The sequence below is a fragment of the Streptomyces sp. NPDC005070 genome (genome assembly GCF_053600395.1).
The window spans coordinates 16692-32920 of record NZ_JBSFZS010000090.1 but is presented as its reverse complement, the minus strand read 5'-3'; the positions used below and the strand labels follow the sequence as shown (position 1 = coordinate 32920).

Here is a 16229-nt window from a genome sequence, read left to right as displayed (position 1 = left end):
CCGGCCGCACTCCAACTGCGCCTGCTGCAGACAGTGGTGGCCGTCGCCGCCGAGAAGAACTCCACCCTCGTCCTGCCCTTCCCGGTCGAACTGCTGCGCTTCCTGGAACGGGCCCAGTCGGGACAACGGCCGACCGAGTCCGAGTAGTCCACCGGGCGGAGTAACCGGTGCGGATGCAACCGCCGTACGGGCGAGCCTTCCTGGAATCGCTCCACCTGGGAGCGATATCAAGACAGGCCCGGGCCCCGTCGATCGTGACGGTGTGATGGAGGCGCAGTGTTTGCGGTGCGAATCCGCGGGCGTGACCACGGACAGTCAGAGCGTAGAGCGCGTACGGCTGTTGTCGTACAGGAGTCCTGAAGTCGACCTTGTGTGTTCCCTGTGCGTCTCGGAATAGTGGTTCGAGGGACAACTGGCATGGACGCGACGGTACGGACTTTTCCACCGTGCTCAGCGCCCCTGTCGTACGCCTTCAGGTCCCGGAGGTCCCCACAACCGCCCGGACCGACCCCCCACAGGAGGACGTGAGTTGAAGCACCGACGCGTATCGAAGAGGCATGCCCTCATGACGGGTGCGGGCATCGCCGCACTGGTCGTCGCCGGAGTCACCTTCCAGACTGCGAACGCGAGCGAGGTCCCGAAGAGTCCCGCTCCGCACACTCTCTCCGTCACGGCGGCCGGAAAGCTCGCCTCGGACCTCGGCGAGGACCTGGGCGCCGACGCCGCGGGAACGTATTACGACGCGAAGTCCCGGCACCTCGTCGTCAACGTGCTCGACAAGGCCGCGGCCGAAACCGTCACAGCCGCGGGCGCGAGGGCCAGGATCGTCGAGAACTCCCTCGCCGAGCTGGCCGGCGCCCGCACCACGCTCAAGAAGGACGCGACCATCCCCGGTACGTCCTGGGCGACCGACCCGCAGACCAACCAGGTCGTCGTCACCGCCGACCGCACGGTCTCCGACGCCGAGTGGGCCAGACTCGCCAAGGTCGTCGACGGTCTCGGCGCCAAGGCCGAACTCAAGCGGACGAAGGGAGAGTTCAAACCCTTCATCGCCGGTGGTGACGCCATCAGCGGTTCCGGCGGGCGCTGTTCGCTCGGCTTCAACGTGGTCAAGGGCGGGCAGCCGTACTTCATCACCGCCGGGCACTGCACCGCGGAGATCTCCACCTGGTCGGACTCCGACGGCAAGGAGATCGGCACGAACGAGCAGTCCAGCTTCCCCGACAACGACTTCGGCCTGGTCAAGTACACGGCGACCACGGACCACCCGAGCGAGGTCGACCTCTACAACGGTTCCACGCAGCCCATCACCAAGGCGGGCGACGCCACCGTCGGCATGAAGGTGACCCGCAGCGGCTCCACGACCCATGTGCACGACGGCACGGTCAAGGGCCTGGACGCCACCGTGAACTACGGCAACGGCGATGTCGTCAACGGTCTCATCCAGACCGACGTCTGCGCGGAGCCCGGCGACAGCGGCGGCTCGCTCTTCTCCGGCGACACCGCCATCGGTCTCACCTCCGGCGGCAGCGGTGACTGCACCGCGGGCGGCGAGACGTTCTTCCAGCCGGTGCCCGAGGCGCTCTCGGCCTTCGGAGCCCAGATCGGCTGACGGCCTTCCCGTCCCGGCCTTCCCGTCCAGGCCTCCCCGAGAAGGCCGAGCCCCGTCCCCGCGCGTGTCGCGGGGGCGGGGCTCTCGGGTTTCCCGGCCGGTGTTTGCGCAGGTGGGGCCGGGGCCGAGCGGATGTCGTACAAGTGTTCGAGAATTGGTCTATGGTGGGGGTGGGGTAATTGGGAACAGGTGTTCGAGAGCTGGTAAAGGCTCACAGGTCGGGAGGTGTGCGTGCCGGGATTCACGCATCTGCACACCGCCTCCGGGTTCTCCCTGCGGTACGGGGCCTCGCACCCGGGGCGACTCGCCGAGCGCGCTGCCGAGCGGGACATGGACGCCCTCGCGCTCACCGACCGGGACACCCTCGCGGGCTCGGTCCGGTTCGCCAAGGCCTGCGCGAAGGCGGGCATCCGCCCGCTGTTCGGCGTGGACCTGGCGGTCGGGGAGCCCGTACGGGGGGAGCGGCGCCGCACTCCGGTGCGCGGCGGTGCCTTCATCGATGAGTCGACACCCCGGGCGACCTTCCTCGCCCGGGACGGCGCCGCCGGCTGGGCCGACCTCTGCAGAATCGTCACGGCGACGCATGCGGGCGGCAAGACGGACGGCCCCCCGCTGCTGCCCTGGTCGGACAACCACGCCGAAGGCCTGACCGTACTGCTCGGCCCCGGCTCCGACGTCGGCCGCGCACTCGCCGCGGGCCGCCCCGACCGCGCGGCCGCGCTGCTCGCGCCCTGGCGGGAGATCTACGGCGACGCCCTGCGCCTCGAAGCCGTCTGGCACGGCCGTCAGGGCACCGGCCCCGGCTCCCTGCGTCTGGCCGCCCGCATGGTCGGCTTCGCCGCCGAGCAGCGGGTGCGTCCCGTGCTCAGCAACGCCGTCCGGTACGCCGACGCGGGTCTCGGCCCGGTCGCCGACGTCCTGGACGCCGCCCGCAGGCTCGTCCCCGTCGACCCCCGGCGTGAGCTGGACTCCGGCGAGGCCTGGCTCAAGGACGAGGCCGCCATGCTGGCCGCCGCCGAACGGATCGTCGAGGCGGCGGGCTACCGCCGTGACACCGCGCACCGGCTGCTCGAACAGACCCGGGCCACCGCCGCCGCCTGCCGCGTCGACCCCGAGGACGACCTCGGTATCGGCGGCGTGCACTTTCCCGAACCGCGGCTCGTCGGCGCGGACCGGCGCACCGCCCAGCGCGTCCTCGCCTCCCGCGCGGCGGCGGGCATGGTGCGGCGCGGCTACGCCGGCCGGCGCGCGTACTGGGAACGGATGCACCACGAGCTGGACATCATCGCCCACCACAACTTCGCCTCCTACTTCCTGACGGTCGCTCAGGTCGTGGACGACGTGCGGAAGATGGGCATCCGGGTCGCGGCACGCGGCTCCGGGGCCGGCTCCCTGGTCAACCACCTCCTCGGCATCGCGCACGCGGACCCCGTCGAGCACCGGCTGCTGATGGAACGCTTCCTGTCCAAGCGCCGTCCGGTGCTGCCCGACATCGACATCGACGTGGAGTCCGCGCGCCGGCTGGAGGTCTACCGCGCGATCATCGGCCGGTTCGGCACCGAGCGGGTCGCGACCGTCTCCATGCCCGAGACCTACCGCGTCCGGCACGCCGTCCGCGATGTGGGTGCCGCCCTCTCGCTGGACCCGGCCGAGATCGACCGGATCGCCAAGGCCTTCCCGCACATCCGGGCCCGTGACGCCCGCGCGGCCATGGACGAACTCCCCGAACTGCGCGAGCTGGCGGGGGAGAAGGACAGGTACGGCAAGCTGTGGGACCTCGTCGAATCCCTCGACGCCCTCCCGCGCGGTATCGCCATGCACCCGTGCGGGGTGCTCCTCTCCGACGCCTCCCTGCTCGCCCGTACGCCGGTCGTGCCGACCAGCGGTGAGGGCCTGCCGATGTCGCAGTTCGACAAGGAGGACGTCGAGGACCTCGGTCTGCTCAAGCTCGACGTGCTGGGTGTGCGGATGCAGTCCGCGATGGCGCACGCGGTGGCCGAGGTGGAGCGGGCCACGGGGGACCGGCCGGACATCGACGCGGTGGCGCCGGGCGACCCGGCGACGTACCGGCTGATCCAGTCCACCGAGACGCTGGGCTGCTTCCAGATCGAGTCGCCGGGCCAGCGCGACCTGGTCGGACGGCTTCAGCCCGCGACCTTCCACGACCTCGTCGTCGACATCTCGCTCTTCCGGCCGGGGCCGGTCGCCGCCGACATGGTGCGGCCGTTCATCGAGGCGCGGCACGGCCGGGCGCCGGTCCGCTACCCGCACCCCGACCTGGAGGAGCCGCTGAAGGAGACGTACGGAGTCGTCGTCTTCCACGAGCAGATCATCGACATCGTCGACATCATGACCGGCTGCGGACGGGACGAGGCGGACCGGGTGCGGCGCGGGCTCTCCGACCCCGAGTCGCAGGGGCGCATCCGGTTCTGGTTCGCCCAGCACGCGGCCGTGAAGGGGTACGACGCCGAGACCATCGCGCGCACCTGGGAGATCATCGAGGCTTTCGGGTCGTACGGCTTCTGCAAGGCGCACGCCGTCGCCTTCGCCGTCCCGACCTACCAGTCGGCGTGGCTGAAGGCTCATCATCCGGCCGCCTTCTACGCGGGGCTGCTCACGCACGACCCCGGGATGTACCCGAAGCGGCTGCTGCTGGCGGACGCGCGGCGGCGCGGGGTGCCGATCCTGCCGCTGGACGTGAACCGGTCGGCGGTCGCCCACCGGATCGAACTGGTGTCCGAACTGGTGGGTGGGTTGGGGTTGGAGGCTGGGTCCGAGACGGGGTCTGGGGTGGATGTGGGTGCGGGTGCGGGTGCGGAGTCGGGGTCGGGGTCGGGGCTTGGGCCTAGGTCCAAGCCCCGGTCCGGGGTCGGGTCCGGGTCCCGGTCCGGGTCCGGGTCCGGGTCCGGGTCCGGGTCCGGGTCCGGGGTCGACGGTTCCGTAGGTCCCGCCGGTCGCTGGGGTGTCCGGCTGGCGCTCTCCGACGTGCACGGCATCAGCGAGGCCGAGGCGGCGCGGATCGCGGACGGACAGCCGTACGCCTCGCTGCTCGACTTCTGGGAACGGGCCCGGCCCAGCCGGCCGCTCGCCCAACGGCTCGCGCAGGTCGGCGCGCTGGACGCGTTCGGCGCCAACCGCCGTGATCTGCAACTGCATCTGACCGAACTGCACCGCGGCTCCCGAGGCGCCGGCGGTGGCCAACTCCCGCTGTCCGGCGGGCGGAACACCGCCTCGGCCGGGCTGCCGGACCTGTCCCCGGCGGAGCGGCTGAGCGCCGAACTGGGCGTGCTCTCGATGGACGCCTCGCGCAATCTGATGGACGACCACCGCACGTTCCTGGGGGAGTTGGGCGTGGTCACGGCACGTCGGCTGCGTGAGGCGCGGCACGGTGAGACGGTCCTGGTCGCGGGTGCCAAGGCGGCCACCCAGACCCCGCCGATCCGCTCCGGCAAGCGGGTCATCTTCAGCACGCTGGACGACGGGACGGGCCTGGTCGACCTCGCCTTCTTCGACGACTCCCACGACGCCTGCGCCCATACCGTCTTCCACTCCTGGCTGCTGCTCGTGCGCGGAGTGGTGCAGCGCCGCGGCCCCCGCAGCATCAGCGTGGTGGGCGCGGCGGCCTGGAACCTCGCCGAACTGGCCGAGCTGCGCGCCGAGGGAGGCCTCGACGTGGTGGCGGCGCGACTGGCCGAACCCGCACCGCGAAAGCCGGGGGAGCCGGGCGGGCCGGAGGAGTCGGGTGAGCCGGGCGGTCCGCGGGGATCGCGGCGGCCGGGACCGTCGGGCGACGGTGGCCCGTCGGGCGACGACGGCCTGTCCGGCGACGGTGGTCCGTCCGGGGGCCGGACGATCCGGATGCCCACGGGGTACGAGATGCACCCCTGGGCCGATCTGCGTCCCGCGGGCGAAGGGCCCGCGGGTGGAAAGAAGCTGTGGCACCAGAGCCCGGGGAGTGCGGGATGACCATCCTCTGTGTACGTTTCACGCTGCCTCCGATGTACGAGGCCGCCCTGCCCCGCCTCCTCGGCATCCTGGAGGAGTTCACCCCTGTCGTCGAGGCGCTGCCACCCGACGGCGCCCTGCTCGATCTGCGGGGTGCCGAGCGGTACTTCGGGCTCGGTGCCTTCGAGTTCGCCTCGCTCATCCGGGTGCGGACCCTCGCCCTGCACGGGATCGACTGCGTGATCGGCGCCGGGCCCGGACCGATGCTCGCGCGGATGGCGCTGCGGGACGCCGTGCCCGGCGTGCCCCGGGTGGTGCCCCAAGAGCCGGACGCCGTCACGGAGTTCCTCGCCGGCCGGCCCGTCGCCGCGCTGCCCGGCGTCGGCGGCGCCACCGCCCGCACCCTGTGCGAGTACGGCCTCGACACCATCGGCAAGGTCGCGGCCGCGCCCCTGTCCACCCTTCAGCGTCTCACCGGCGTCCGGCCCGGCCGCGAACTGCGCGAGAAGGCGTCCGGCATCGACCGCGGCCGGGTCGTACCGAACGCCGCCTCACGCTCCCTGGCCGCCGAACGAGCCTTCCAGAGTGACGAGTTGGACCCCGACCGGCATCGCCGGGCGCTACTCTCCGCGACCGGGGAGCTCGGCAACCGACTGCGCTCCCTGGAGAAGGTCTGCCGCACGCTGACCCTCACCGTGCGGTACGCCGACCGCTCCGCGACCACCCGCAGCCACACCCTCAAGGAGGCGACCGCCCACTCCTCGACGCTGACCGGCACCGCGTACCGCATGTACGAGGCGCTCGGCCTCCAGCGAGCCAGGGTCCGTGTGATCGCCCTGCGCGCCGAGGGGCTGACCCCCGCGGAGCAGGCCTCCCATCAGCTCACCTTCGACCCGGTCGACGAGAAGGTCCGCCGCATCGAGGAGGTCGCCGACCGGGCGCGGGCGAGGTTCGGCCCGCACGTGATCGGCCCGGGGACGCTGGCCGCGTAAGAGACTCCGGGCAGACGGGAAGTGCCGGACAGGTCCTAGTTGGCCCAGGCCGGTGTGAGGGTCGTGCCGTCGGCCAGTTCCGCCCGGAGGCCGATGGACGTGGTGACCCAGGAGAGCGCGGCCTCCTGGGTCGGGTTCTCGATGCCGAGGACCGCACCCGGCGTGATGATCACGGTGTCGCCCGCGGTGATCCGCTCGGTGCGGCCGTCGAGGGTGACCAGCAGTTCCCCGGAGAGGAGAAGGAAGATCTCCTCCCGGTTGACGGTGTGCACGGGTGCCTGATGACCCGCGGGGATCTCCGCGCGCCAGGCGCACAGCTCCTTGCTGCCGCTGCGGGGAGCGGCGTACGAGGTGAAACGGGCGCCGTGGACCTCGTGGACGACGGCTTCGGACGAACGGACGACGGGCACGGGTGCCTCCAGAATCGGCGGGTGTCCGGCCAGGGGCTCGGAATATGGTCAAGTTGCTTGACTACTTGCTTCGAGATAATGGTCAAGCAGCTTGACCGAATAGTCAAGGGTGTTTGAATGCGTCCGTGCAGAACTCCGAGGCCATGGCCCTGTCCGCCGCCCTGCTCGCCGCCGCCGGCGAGCTGACGCAACGTATCCACGAAGGCGTGGTCGCCCGGGGGTTCGAGGGAGTCCGGCCCGCGCACGGCTTCGCCTTCGCGCGGCTCGCGCCGGGCGGGGCGACCGTCACTGAAGTCGCGGCCCATCTGGGGGTCACCAAGCAGGCCGCCAGTCAGCTCGTCGAGGAGCTCGTCCGCAAGGGGTACGTGGAGCGGCGGCCGCACCCCGACGATGCGCGGGCCCGGCTCCTCGTGCTCACCGAGCTCGGCTGGGCCTGCACCCGAGCGGCCGAAGAGGCGGCCGCGGATGCCGTACGGGCGTGGGCCGAAGTGCTGGGCGAGAGTGAAATGCGCGCGTTGTGCACGCGTTTGGCGAGCATCGCGCCCTACGGTCCCATCAGGCCCGCTTGGTGACGCTCGGTCACCGACGCCGACCGTCCTGGTTATCACTGAAAGTTTTTACTGACGCGTAACTTCACACGTCTGCTACTCGCCCGTAACTTGACGAGTGAACAGCATCCTCGTGATCCGGATCACTGGGCGTACACCCCCACAACTCCCTTGAGCCGCAAGGAGATCACCCGATGCTGCCCTGGAAGCGAGTGCTCAGACCCCTGGCCGCGCTGCTCCTGACCGCCATGGTCGCAGTCGTCCCCGCTGCCACAGCACAAGCTGATTCCGCCCCCAGCAGTGGCTGGAACAACTACTCCTGCAAGCCGTCCACCGCGCACCCCCGCCCCGTCGTCCTCGTCCACGGGACCTTCGGGAACTCCATCGACAACTGGCTGGCCCTCGCCCCCTACCTGACCAGCCGCGGATACTGCGTCTTCTCCCTCGACTACGGGCAACTGCCCGGCGTCCCCCTGTTCAACGGCCTCGGCCCCATCGACAAGTCGGCCGCGCAGCTCCAGGTCTTCGTCGACAAGGTCCTCGCCGCGACCGGCGCCGCCAAGGTCGACGTGGTGGGCCACTCGCAGGGCGGCATGATGCCCCGCTACTACCTGAAGTTCCTCGGCGGAGCCGCCAAGGTGAACGCCCTCGTCGGTCTCGCCCCCGACAACCACGGCACGACCCTCAACGGATTCACCAAACTGCTCCCGTACTTCCCGGGCGCGGAGGACCTGCTGTCCACGGCGACTCCGGGACTCGCCGACCAGATCGCCGGCTCCGCGTTCATGACCAAGCTCAACGAGGGTGGCGACACCGTCCCCGGCGTCCACTACACGGTCATCGCCACCAAGTACGACGAGGTGGTCACGCCGTACGAGTCGGAGTACCTGAGCGGATCCGACGTCCACAACGTCCTGTTGCAGAACCTGTGCGGGCTCGACCTCTCCGAGCACGTGGCCATCGGGGTCTTCGACCGGATCGCGTACCACGAGGTGGCGAACGCGCTCGACCCGGCGCACGCGTCCACCACCAACTGCGCGTCGGTCTTCAGCTGACCGGCTCGGCGGACCACTCGTCCATGGTGGTCCGCCCGAGCACGCCGGCGTGATCGTCCGTCCGTCCGCGTCCCGCACCTGCGGAGCGCGGACGGCGGGCCACGCCGCCGGGGGCTGTCCGACCTGAGCCGCCGGTCAGCCCCCGGAGTCGTCCGCGGTTCAGCGCCCGCGCCGGCTGTCCGGTGTCGCGCGCCGCCGCACAGAGGCGAACAGCGCCGCGGCACCGAGTGCGAGCGCGGCGGCCCCGCCGATCGCGATGTACGAGGTGGAGGCGTCGCCGCCGGTCTCGGCGAGGCTCCGGGGCGAACCGGCGGCCTCCGGCCGGCTCTCCGCGGAGTCCGCGGAATCGGTGCCGGCCCGGACGTCCTCTGCCGTACCGGCGGTGTCATCGGCCGCCTCGGCGGTGTCGGCGCTCGCGGCCGGCTCCGCCGACGTAGCGGCGTCGTCGTCACCGTGGCCGTGGTGCTCCACGGTCGACTTGTCACCGCCGTCCTCGATCTGCTTCTCGGAGGGCGCCGAGGCGCTCGGCGCGGGAGCGCCACCGCCCGTGCCCTTGCCACCGCCCGCGCCGCCGAACGCCACGTCGGAGCAGGAGTAGAAGGCTTCCGGACTGTCCGAGCGCTGCCAGACCACGTACAGGAGCTGCTTGCCGGAGCGCTCCGGCAAAGCGCCGGAGAACGTGTAGAAGCCGCCCGAGGCCACCGGGTCGGTGGCCGTCGCGACCGGGTGCGCCAGGTCGAGATCGCCCCAGCCCAGCGGCTGCGAGGGGTCGTAGCCCGGCTTCGTGATGTACACCTTGAACGTGCCCTTGTGGGGGGCGGTCACCCGGTACTTGAAGGTGTACGAGCCACTGCTCACGCCCGTCGCGGGCCAGTCGGAGCGCGCCAGGTCGAGCCCCTTGAACTCGGTGTTGCCGGCGCTGCACAGCTTGCCGTCCGGGATCAGCTCCTGGTGCCGCCCGTTCGCGTCGCCGATGCGGATGCCGTTCCAGTCGTAGAGCGCCTGGGTGCCGCCCGCCGCGACAGCCGCCTTGCAGGCGTCCGACCTGGGGTTTTCCGGCCCTTCCGCGTAACACTGGGACACCCGGCTCACCGGGTCCCCCATCGAGCCGTGCGCCGAGGCGGGCACCGCGGCCAGCGCGGACAGGGCGAGCGGGGCGACACCGAGAACGGCGACGCCGGCGGCCTTGCGGCGTACGGACATGGGGAACTCCTCGAACGGTCCTGATGCGTGGGGTGAGTGAGTCCCGCAGGGCGCTCCGTGCGGGGATCCCGTGGGGGGTGATCAGAAAGCTAGCCCCAAGAAACCGCGAAATCGCCTGCTGAAGACGGGTGAGGGAGATCCTTATGGTGCCTTTAAGGCAGAGCTAACGGGGGGCTGAGGAAGGGGGGTTGGGGAGCCCGGCATGACCTGTCGCCGAGCGCTGCCACTGTCCGCGGCGGTCCGTGCTCGTCCGCCGTCGGACGCCTCGGTTGGCTCCCCGTTTGGCACCCCGGGACCGCCGGCTCCTGAAGCCGGAACGTACGCCGGCCTTCTCCGGGCCAAGGACTCCCATCGCTCTGGTGGGACATCAGCTTGGGAAGCTCGGGTGATCCAGCGGTAGTGGTGGAGCTGACCTGCGCTACAGCGGCGCAGGCGCGTTCCGTCTGCGGAGTTGAGCATCGCTGTTCCCCCGTGGCTCCCCGCACGAGCTGGCACGCGTCCGGCACGGTCAGGGCGCCCGTGGGCCACGTTAGTCTCCGATCATGGCCTTGAGACCTGATGAGTTCTACGACCACGCACGCTCGGCCGCGGACGGTGAGCTTCGGCTTCCGTTGGCGCGGATGACCGGCTGGGAGATAAGCCCGTTCGAACCTGAGGGACTTCGCGTCGCGCCGCTGCGTCCGCCCACTCTGCCCGAGCCGGAACGGCACGGCGAGGATCCGGCGAACTGCGACCTGTGCCGCGCCCGAGACGAAGGCATCTGGTTCGACGAGCGCTGGCGACTGGCCCGGGTCACGGGGGTCGGCGTGCCTTTGGTGCTGATGCTGTTCTCCCGAGACCACTACGACATGGCGGATCTGCCCGATGAAATGGCCGCCGAACTCGGGGTGCTCACCACCCACCTCGTCCGCCATGTGCAGGCACTGCCACATGTCTCCCGAGCCCACGTCTACCGGATCGGGGACGGAGCCGCGCACCTGCACATCTGGTTCTTCGCTCGGCCCGAGGGGCAGGCCCAGTTGTTCGGGTCATGGATGCCCGTATGGGACGACCTCCTGCCGGAGTACCCGGCGGACGTAGCCGACGCGGACGCGGTGGCCGTCGCTGACGCACTGGTCACCTCGTACGGAGGCCGTCGCCAGGCCACCGACGGACAGATCCCCGCCTGAGCCTTCCGCGCGATCTCACCAGCCGGTGTCACTGGTCGCCGGTTCAACTGACCAGTGACACCGAAGAAGCCCACAGCCGCGACCAGTTCAGATGCTGTGGGCTTCCCGCCGTGTCGGGCACGGGCGCCTTCTGATCCCGTAGCTCTCGTGGGATCAGGCATGGACCGCCCTGCTCTCCTCACCGGGGGCGGCAGCGCATTAGTGGCCTGCGCCGGCTGGCCGCTGCCGCTGGTTCTCAGGGAGCCACCGCTTCAGGAGTTCGATCCTGCGGCCCCCGGACCGCCGTCGCACTGCTATCGGTGGAGCGCGGACGTTCGTTCAATGCCGCCTGTGTTCAACGTCGTTGATGTCAGCCGTGGATGTCAGGTTGGATGGGCCGATGGAACGCATCGAAGCTGAGTTGTTCACCGATGGCGGCAACGACGCCGTGGTTCGCATGCCGGGTAGGAGGTTCCCCGGGGTCGTGGTCCAGGGCGACTCCCTTCACATCCTGCGCGGTGACGTGGCCGAGTGGGCGGCGGCCTGCGAGCGAGGCGACCTGGGTGAAGCCCGAGATTCTGCCGGCCTTCTTCTTGCGAACTTGGATGCTCTGCTGGAGCGGTACGAGGCGGCGTTGGACGAGCACGAGATTCCGCGACCGTACTGAGCTGTCAGGCCATCGGCTTGGGAAGCTGCGGGCCTTTACGACTGGCCCAGGCCTCGACCTGGGTGAATGACGGGGATACAGAACCGTCGGAGCTGGCTGCATTCACCGTGATTCCCCGCTGGGCCCGCCCGATCTGGTGTGCTTGTGGTGCGGAGTTGTGGTGCGATGTTCAGCGGCTCGCGCTGGAGAACGGAGCTACCACTTCCGCCACTTGTCCGTGAGTTGGTACCGCCCCAGTCCGTGGCGAGCCGTCAGCGCGACTACGTCGACACCATGCTCGGATAGCGACGTGTCGATGTAGTCACACAGTTGCTCACGCTCGTCGGTCTCGAAGGCGCCGCCATTGCGGGCGTCGTTCACCGCGTTCAGGGCCAGGACGACGCGTTCCACCACGGCAAAGATCTGCGCGTCAGTGACCTCGTCAAGTCCATGAAGGCCACTGTCGAATGCGTCGAGGACGGCATCGGTCTCGGCGAGCAGGTCCTCGGGGAACAGTTCCGCCATGCAGGCGCAATCGGGATCCAGGGTGCCGGCGGCAAGCTCCTCGGCTTCCTGAGCGATGCCGTGACGCCAGCTTGTAGTTGGTCTCTCAGCCATGGGCGGGACCGTACAGGGCACGACTGACAGCGAGCCCTGCACGACCTGCTCACCGACCCAAAGCATCGCCGCAGCGGCAGGCTCGTCGACCACCGCGTTGTAAGGGCGGACGCGATCGGCGGCACAGTTCCCCAGGTCGCTCCGGCTGTCGCCGCTGTCACGCATCTCGACTGCGGCGAGCCGTCGTTGACCGCGGCTGATCGCACGATGTGGCACGGCTGTGGCACGAGGACTGCTTCGTTCGTGTTCCGGCTGTCCTCGCTTCGCTTCTGAGTACGTGTACTCATGCGAGGCATGTACCGGGTCGGCAAGCTGGACGCGGGCGATCGGCGGACCGACGGACTGCGAACAGACCGGGGTGGGTATGGAGCGCGGGAGTGCGCCGTATGTCGGCGCACAGGTGATGATCGGCGTATTGCTGCTCGCTGTCGACGTGGCGTACATCGTCGGGCTGTGGTTCGGTTATGGGCTCGCGGGTTGGACCGATGACGGCAGCGTCGCACCCGAGGCGCAGATGTTCGCGTGGCGGGCGACGTGGTACCTGGTTGGTGGCGCCGTGGTCACAGGTGGTGGCCTTCTGGCCTTACGATGGCGCGTCCCCGGCGTGGTGCAGCTCATCGTCCTGGGGGTCGGAGCACTCGAATTCCACTCCCTCGCCGTACGTCACTAGCGTTCAGAGCCCGCCTTCGAGCGTCGGGACCGAACCGGTCGGCGCGAATGATTGCCCGGACCTGCGACTTGGCAGTCAACGGCTGTCCGCGTCGGTCATCGTTGGTCGCCGTCGGACGGCCCCGGGACGGCCCGAGTCGACGACTGGCCGTCGTCCGTCAGACCCTCGACCAGCCGCTCCGCTTCGGTCACAGCTTCATCAGCACTGGCCGTCTTGAGCACCGTGCCGACTGAGCGGATATGCACGACATAGTGGCCTTCAGGAACGAGCACGATGGCCACCGGCAGAATCTCACCCTCGCCGAGCCAGTGGCGCGGTCCCGTGCTGAATGTAAGCGCTGCATGGCTGGTGACGGGGCGGAACCGCCCCAGCGCGCTGTTCCGCGCCCTGTCAACCAGGGCCGCCAAGATGGGTGGAACCCACGTAGTGGTGGAGGTTCGTGACCGCTCATCCCGGATTTCGGCCGCACGCGCCAGAGAGCCCCACGCCGCCTCGATCGGGTCGTCGGTCTCGCTCCCCGCGTCCAAGCTGGCCTCCCCGTGCTATTGCCCGATGGTGACTGCCCACCGAACGTTGGACGGCGCGGTTACGTTCACCGTTCCGTATCCGCGCGGGCGTTCGAGATCGATTTTATTGAGAGTGCTGCTGACCTCCCCGTCCGCGCATTCGAGCGAGAAGCTGAGGCCGAGTGCTTGAACGGAGACCTTGACTGTTCCATCGCCTTGGCAGTTTACGAGGATCGAAAGAGGTCCGGCCTTGATTCCGCCGCGGATCTCAAGTTCTTGATTGCCATGGGCGTTTGCTGTCTGCGCCTTTACTTTTCCTTCCAGGAGAGCCGGAGCTTTCGTTACGCTTTCTCCGGGAACGTGCTCTGCGCGGTCCGAAGTCGGCGAGGTCGTGGAGTGAGGCGGTGTTGTACGGGATGGGGGTGCAGTGTCGTCCTGGCCAGTGGTGCAGCCGGACAACGTTACGGCTGCCGTCAGTCCCGCTACTGCCGTGACAATCTTCAGTTTTCCCACAGGTACCAGCCCACCTTGAGAGGGGAGTAGCTCACCACGGTGCGCTTCGGTGAGGTCGTGCAGTTTTGATGCAGCATGTAGCTCGTGCCCGTGACTTTGAGGCGATAGACGCCGTACTGGGCGTTCGTGGTCTTGTGTGCGGGGGTGGGCACGCTGATCGTGGTACGACGTGCAACTATTCCCACGAGACGCCTAACCAAAGAGACTGCACCGTTTTACGGCCGGACATGTTTGACCATATGACGCGAGCATGCCGGTAGCGAAGATTCCGGTGATCTTCTGAGTCGGATTTGAGGTTGGCGATTGCTCGACCCAACCATGGGGTGGGTGATCATGGCTCGTGAGTTTCCGTGCGTCGGACAGTCTCTGGACCCGCCCGTGTGCCGGGGCTGCTGGACCGTCCCTGGCCGGCATACGTCCGTGGACAGGTCGCCGTAGCAGCCGAGTTGGGGTGCGTGGCAGTCGGGCCGCGGGCTGCTTGGTCTCGCTGGGCCGGTTCAGGAGTGCTCACCCGATGTAATGTGATGTCGCCTTATGGATCTGTTCTCGGAGGCGGTCGATGCAACCACGTCGTATCCGGAGGCAAGAGGCTGTCGAGGTGTATCGGAACGCCTACGGGAGCCTGTACGACGATGCTGTCGTCTCTCCGGACGGGAAACCGGGGCGCTATCTTCGATGGAAGTGGTCGACGCCGGGTGTTGTCGTCGTGCCTCGCTGGGCCGACACCGTCGCGCTCGTTCCCGCCTTTCGCTACCCGATCGGTGATCTGTCGTGGGAATTCCCGCGGGGAGGCCGGGAGCCCGGCGAGTCGGTCGAGCAAGCCGCGGCCCGGGAGTTGAACGAAGAGACCGGCCTGACCGCGACCACCACGAAACGGCTGGGCACGCTGTACGCGGACACCGGCCTGATCGAGTCTTCCGTCGAGGTGGTCGAGGCCTTTGTGGCGACCCCTGACTTCGGGAAGCGGTCACCGGACGTCATGGAATCGGTGGAGGAACCGGTCTGGTTCGGCTTCCCCGAATTGCGGACGGCCTTCGGGGAGCAGCGAGTACGGTGTGCGATCACCATCGCCGCCGCCGCACTGGCCTCGCCGCGGGAGTACTAGCGGCCGCTCACTTCATTCCGGAGGTTCCGTCGGACTGACGATCCGCAGCAGCTTCTCATGCTCGGGGAGTTGCTTCTCGAGCCGCCAGGCGTTCTTGAGCCTTTCGGATTCCTTCTTCAGTTTCCTCTCCTTCTTGTCCTGGACGATGTCGAACGGCATGGAGAGCAGATTGAGCATGAGAGAAGCAGGGTTGAACCCGGAACTTATCAATCCGATCAGGGTGTCGAGGGAACCGGTGGCAACGGAGGATGCCGAGATGTGGAGCCTGGCCGTGACTCGCTCGTCCCGGACAGCGGCCAGAGCGTCGGCGTCGAGGCCTCGGAAGGCGGCGACCGCGGCTTCCTGGAGGTGCATGCAGAAGTCTTCGACGCCGTCCCTCAGCGCGTCGGTGTCCACCGGCCGGCCGCTGTGAGCCTTCGCGAATTGGTCGACGACCACTTTCCGGGATTCGAGCCCGACGGCTTCGTTGACCACACCCGCAGGAAGGCGCGCCAGTACAAAGGGGTTCAGTACATAGCCGGGCAGGGTCGATTCGTCCTGCGGGGCGTCCCCTTGCAGCGCGACCGTGGACGGCGTGCGCACCGTACCCCAGGCCACCGGCATCTCCAGTACGGCGGGTAAGGAAGTCCTGAAGGACCAGTTCGCCGACCGCTCGACGGCCTCCAGTGCGACTTCTGAGGCCTCCCCGTGGGTCGCTCGCCGTTCCTCGATCCACCCGCGCAGAGAGTTGTAGTACAGCGGATCCTGGCCGTGAATCCATTCCACCGCGGCACGCAGGGTCCGGGCATAGGAATCGTCGGGCGGTCCGATCAGCTCGGTCAGACGGTCCGCCGTCCTCCGCTTGAAGCGCTCGCTCACCTTGTCCACCGAGTACGGAGCGATATGCCCCTCGGTGATCTCGTCCATGAGCTCGGCGTATTCCTCGGTCGGAACATCGGCCACATGGCGCGCCCTGTGTTCGTCCCGGATCTCACGAAAGGAACGCGCGGAGTCGCGTCGCACGATGACCAGCATGCCCGAGCTGATCAATTCGGCGAGATCCGCGCGCCATTCGGGAGTCGACGGGGTCCGGCCGTCGAGGAGTGAACGTAATGCCACGTTGTGGAGCACCTGAGAATCGGTGATGACCAGCCGCTCGGCGAAGAGAGCGTTCTGCACTATTCGCGCCCGCAGTCCTTTGGGGTCGGTGACAGCGCTGCCATGATGTTCCGTCTCGCTCAGAAAGACATGGGTGCTGTTTCCCGCAGCAGGAGACACA

General features: G+C 68.9%; 16 protein-coding genes and 1 pseudogene. 10 read left to right on the top strand and 7 right to left on the bottom strand.

Annotated elements, in window-relative coordinates:
- The 4 genes and pseudogenes from ACWEBX_RS26665 to ACWEBX_RS26650 form a co-directional block, all read left to right on the top strand.
- Positions 1 to 147, top strand: a pseudogene (locus ACWEBX_RS26665) (slipin family protein); the annotation flags it as partial.
- Positions 148 to 529: 382 nt separating this feature from the next.
- Positions 530 to 1612, top strand: coding sequence for a S1 family peptidase (locus ACWEBX_RS26660; RefSeq protein ID WP_451887343.1), 1083 nt, complete (start codon positions 530 to 532; stop codon positions 1610 to 1612).
- Between the two features lie 231 nt (positions 1613 to 1843).
- Entirely contained in the window at positions 1844 to 5578 is a 3735-nt protein-coding gene (gene dnaE / locus ACWEBX_RS26655; protein WP_451887342.1) for a DNA polymerase III subunit alpha, read from the top strand.
- On the top strand, positions 5575 to 6549 hold the full coding sequence (locus tag ACWEBX_RS26650; RefSeq protein WP_451887341.1) for a DNA polymerase Y family protein: 975 nt from the start codon (positions 5575 to 5577) through the stop codon (positions 6547 to 6549). Before dnaE ends, ACWEBX_RS26650 begins: the two co-directional genes overlap by 4 nt.
- 35 nt (positions 6550 to 6584) lie before the next feature.
- Here the strand turns inward: ACWEBX_RS26650 and ACWEBX_RS26645 are convergent, their stop codons facing one another.
- Positions 6585 to 6959: a cupin domain-containing protein gene (locus tag ACWEBX_RS26645; protein WP_451887340.1), complete on the bottom strand. Its 375-nt coding sequence runs from the start codon at positions 6957 to 6959 to the stop codon at positions 6585 to 6587.
- A gap of 125 nt (positions 6960 to 7084) precedes the next feature.
- Between ACWEBX_RS26645 and ACWEBX_RS26640 the strand changes: the two genes are divergently transcribed.
- The gene (locus ACWEBX_RS26640; RefSeq protein WP_355769389.1) at positions 7085 to 7531 is read left to right on the top strand and encodes a MarR family winged helix-turn-helix transcriptional regulator; all 447 of its coding nucleotides are present in this window, start codon (positions 7085 to 7087) and stop codon (positions 7529 to 7531) included.
- A 170-nt stretch (positions 7532 to 7701) separates the two neighbouring features.
- Positions 7702 to 8562 carry an esterase/lipase family protein gene (locus ACWEBX_RS26635; RefSeq protein ID WP_451887339.1) on the top strand — a complete coding sequence of 287 codons (861 nt, stop codon included), beginning with the start codon at positions 7702 to 7704 and terminating at the stop codon, positions 8560 to 8562.
- 159 nt (positions 8563 to 8721) lie between these two features.
- Here ACWEBX_RS26635 and ACWEBX_RS26630 read toward each other — a convergent pair whose 3' ends face one another.
- Positions 8722 to 9765, bottom strand: a complete 1044-nt coding sequence (locus tag ACWEBX_RS26630; RefSeq protein ID WP_451887338.1) for a lytic polysaccharide monooxygenase auxiliary activity family 9 protein — start codon at positions 9763 to 9765, stop codon at positions 8722 to 8724.
- 542 nt (positions 9766 to 10307) lie between these two features.
- On the opposite strand from ACWEBX_RS26630, the gene ACWEBX_RS26625 reads away from it, so the two are divergent.
- Both ACWEBX_RS26625 and ACWEBX_RS26620 read left to right on the top strand, forming a co-directional pair.
- Complete coding sequence (locus tag ACWEBX_RS26625; protein ID WP_451887337.1) at positions 10308 to 10934, top strand: hypothetical protein; 627 nt, start codon at positions 10308 to 10310, stop codon at positions 10932 to 10934.
- A gap of 379 nt (positions 10935 to 11313) precedes the next feature.
- Positions 11314 to 11580, top strand: coding sequence for a DUF6959 family protein (locus ACWEBX_RS26620; protein WP_451887336.1), 267 nt, complete (start codon positions 11314 to 11316; stop codon positions 11578 to 11580).
- Between the two features lie 195 nt (positions 11581 to 11775).
- On the opposite strand, the gene ACWEBX_RS26615 is transcribed toward ACWEBX_RS26620, so the two are convergent.
- Positions 11776 to 12177 (bottom strand): hypothetical protein, encoded by a 402-nt coding sequence (locus tag ACWEBX_RS26615; RefSeq protein WP_451887335.1) that lies wholly within the window; start codon positions 12175 to 12177, stop codon positions 11776 to 11778.
- Positions 12178 to 12580: 403 nt separating this feature from the next.
- Between ACWEBX_RS26615 and ACWEBX_RS26610 the strand changes: the two genes are divergently transcribed.
- Positions 12581 to 12847, top strand: a complete 267-nt coding sequence (locus ACWEBX_RS26610) for a hypothetical protein (RefSeq protein WP_451887334.1) — start codon at positions 12581 to 12583, stop codon at positions 12845 to 12847.
- Positions 12848 to 12942: 95 nt separating this feature from the next.
- On the opposite strand, the gene ACWEBX_RS26605 is transcribed toward ACWEBX_RS26610, so the two are convergent.
- From ACWEBX_RS26605 to ACWEBX_RS26595, 3 genes are read right to left on the bottom strand one after another with little or no spacing between them, the layout of a single operon-like run.
- Complete coding sequence (locus ACWEBX_RS26605) at positions 12943 to 13374, bottom strand: hypothetical protein (protein ID WP_451887333.1); 432 nt, start codon at positions 13372 to 13374, stop codon at positions 12943 to 12945.
- Positions 13375 to 13389: 15 nt separating this feature from the next.
- The gene (locus tag ACWEBX_RS26600; RefSeq protein WP_451887332.1) at positions 13390 to 13866 is read right to left on the bottom strand and encodes a hypothetical protein; all 477 of its coding nucleotides are present in this window, start codon (positions 13864 to 13866) and stop codon (positions 13390 to 13392) included.
- Positions 13854 to 14018, bottom strand: a complete 165-nt coding sequence (locus tag ACWEBX_RS26595) for a hypothetical protein (protein WP_451887331.1) — start codon at positions 14016 to 14018, stop codon at positions 13854 to 13856. Before ACWEBX_RS26595 ends, ACWEBX_RS26600 begins: the two co-directional genes overlap by 13 nt.
- 407 nt (positions 14019 to 14425) lie before the next feature.
- Between ACWEBX_RS26595 and ACWEBX_RS26590 the strand changes: the two genes are divergently transcribed.
- Positions 14426 to 14971 carry an NUDIX hydrolase gene (locus tag ACWEBX_RS26590; protein WP_451887330.1) on the top strand — a complete coding sequence of 182 codons (546 nt, stop codon included), beginning with the start codon at positions 14426 to 14428 and terminating at the stop codon, positions 14969 to 14971.
- Between the two features lie 12 nt (positions 14972 to 14983).
- Here the strand turns inward: ACWEBX_RS26590 and ACWEBX_RS26585 are convergent, their stop codons facing one another.
- Positions 14984 to 16228 (bottom strand): hypothetical protein, encoded by a 1245-nt coding sequence (locus tag ACWEBX_RS26585; protein WP_451887329.1) that lies wholly within the window; start codon positions 16226 to 16228, stop codon positions 14984 to 14986.
- Position 16229 lies beyond the last annotated feature (1 nt).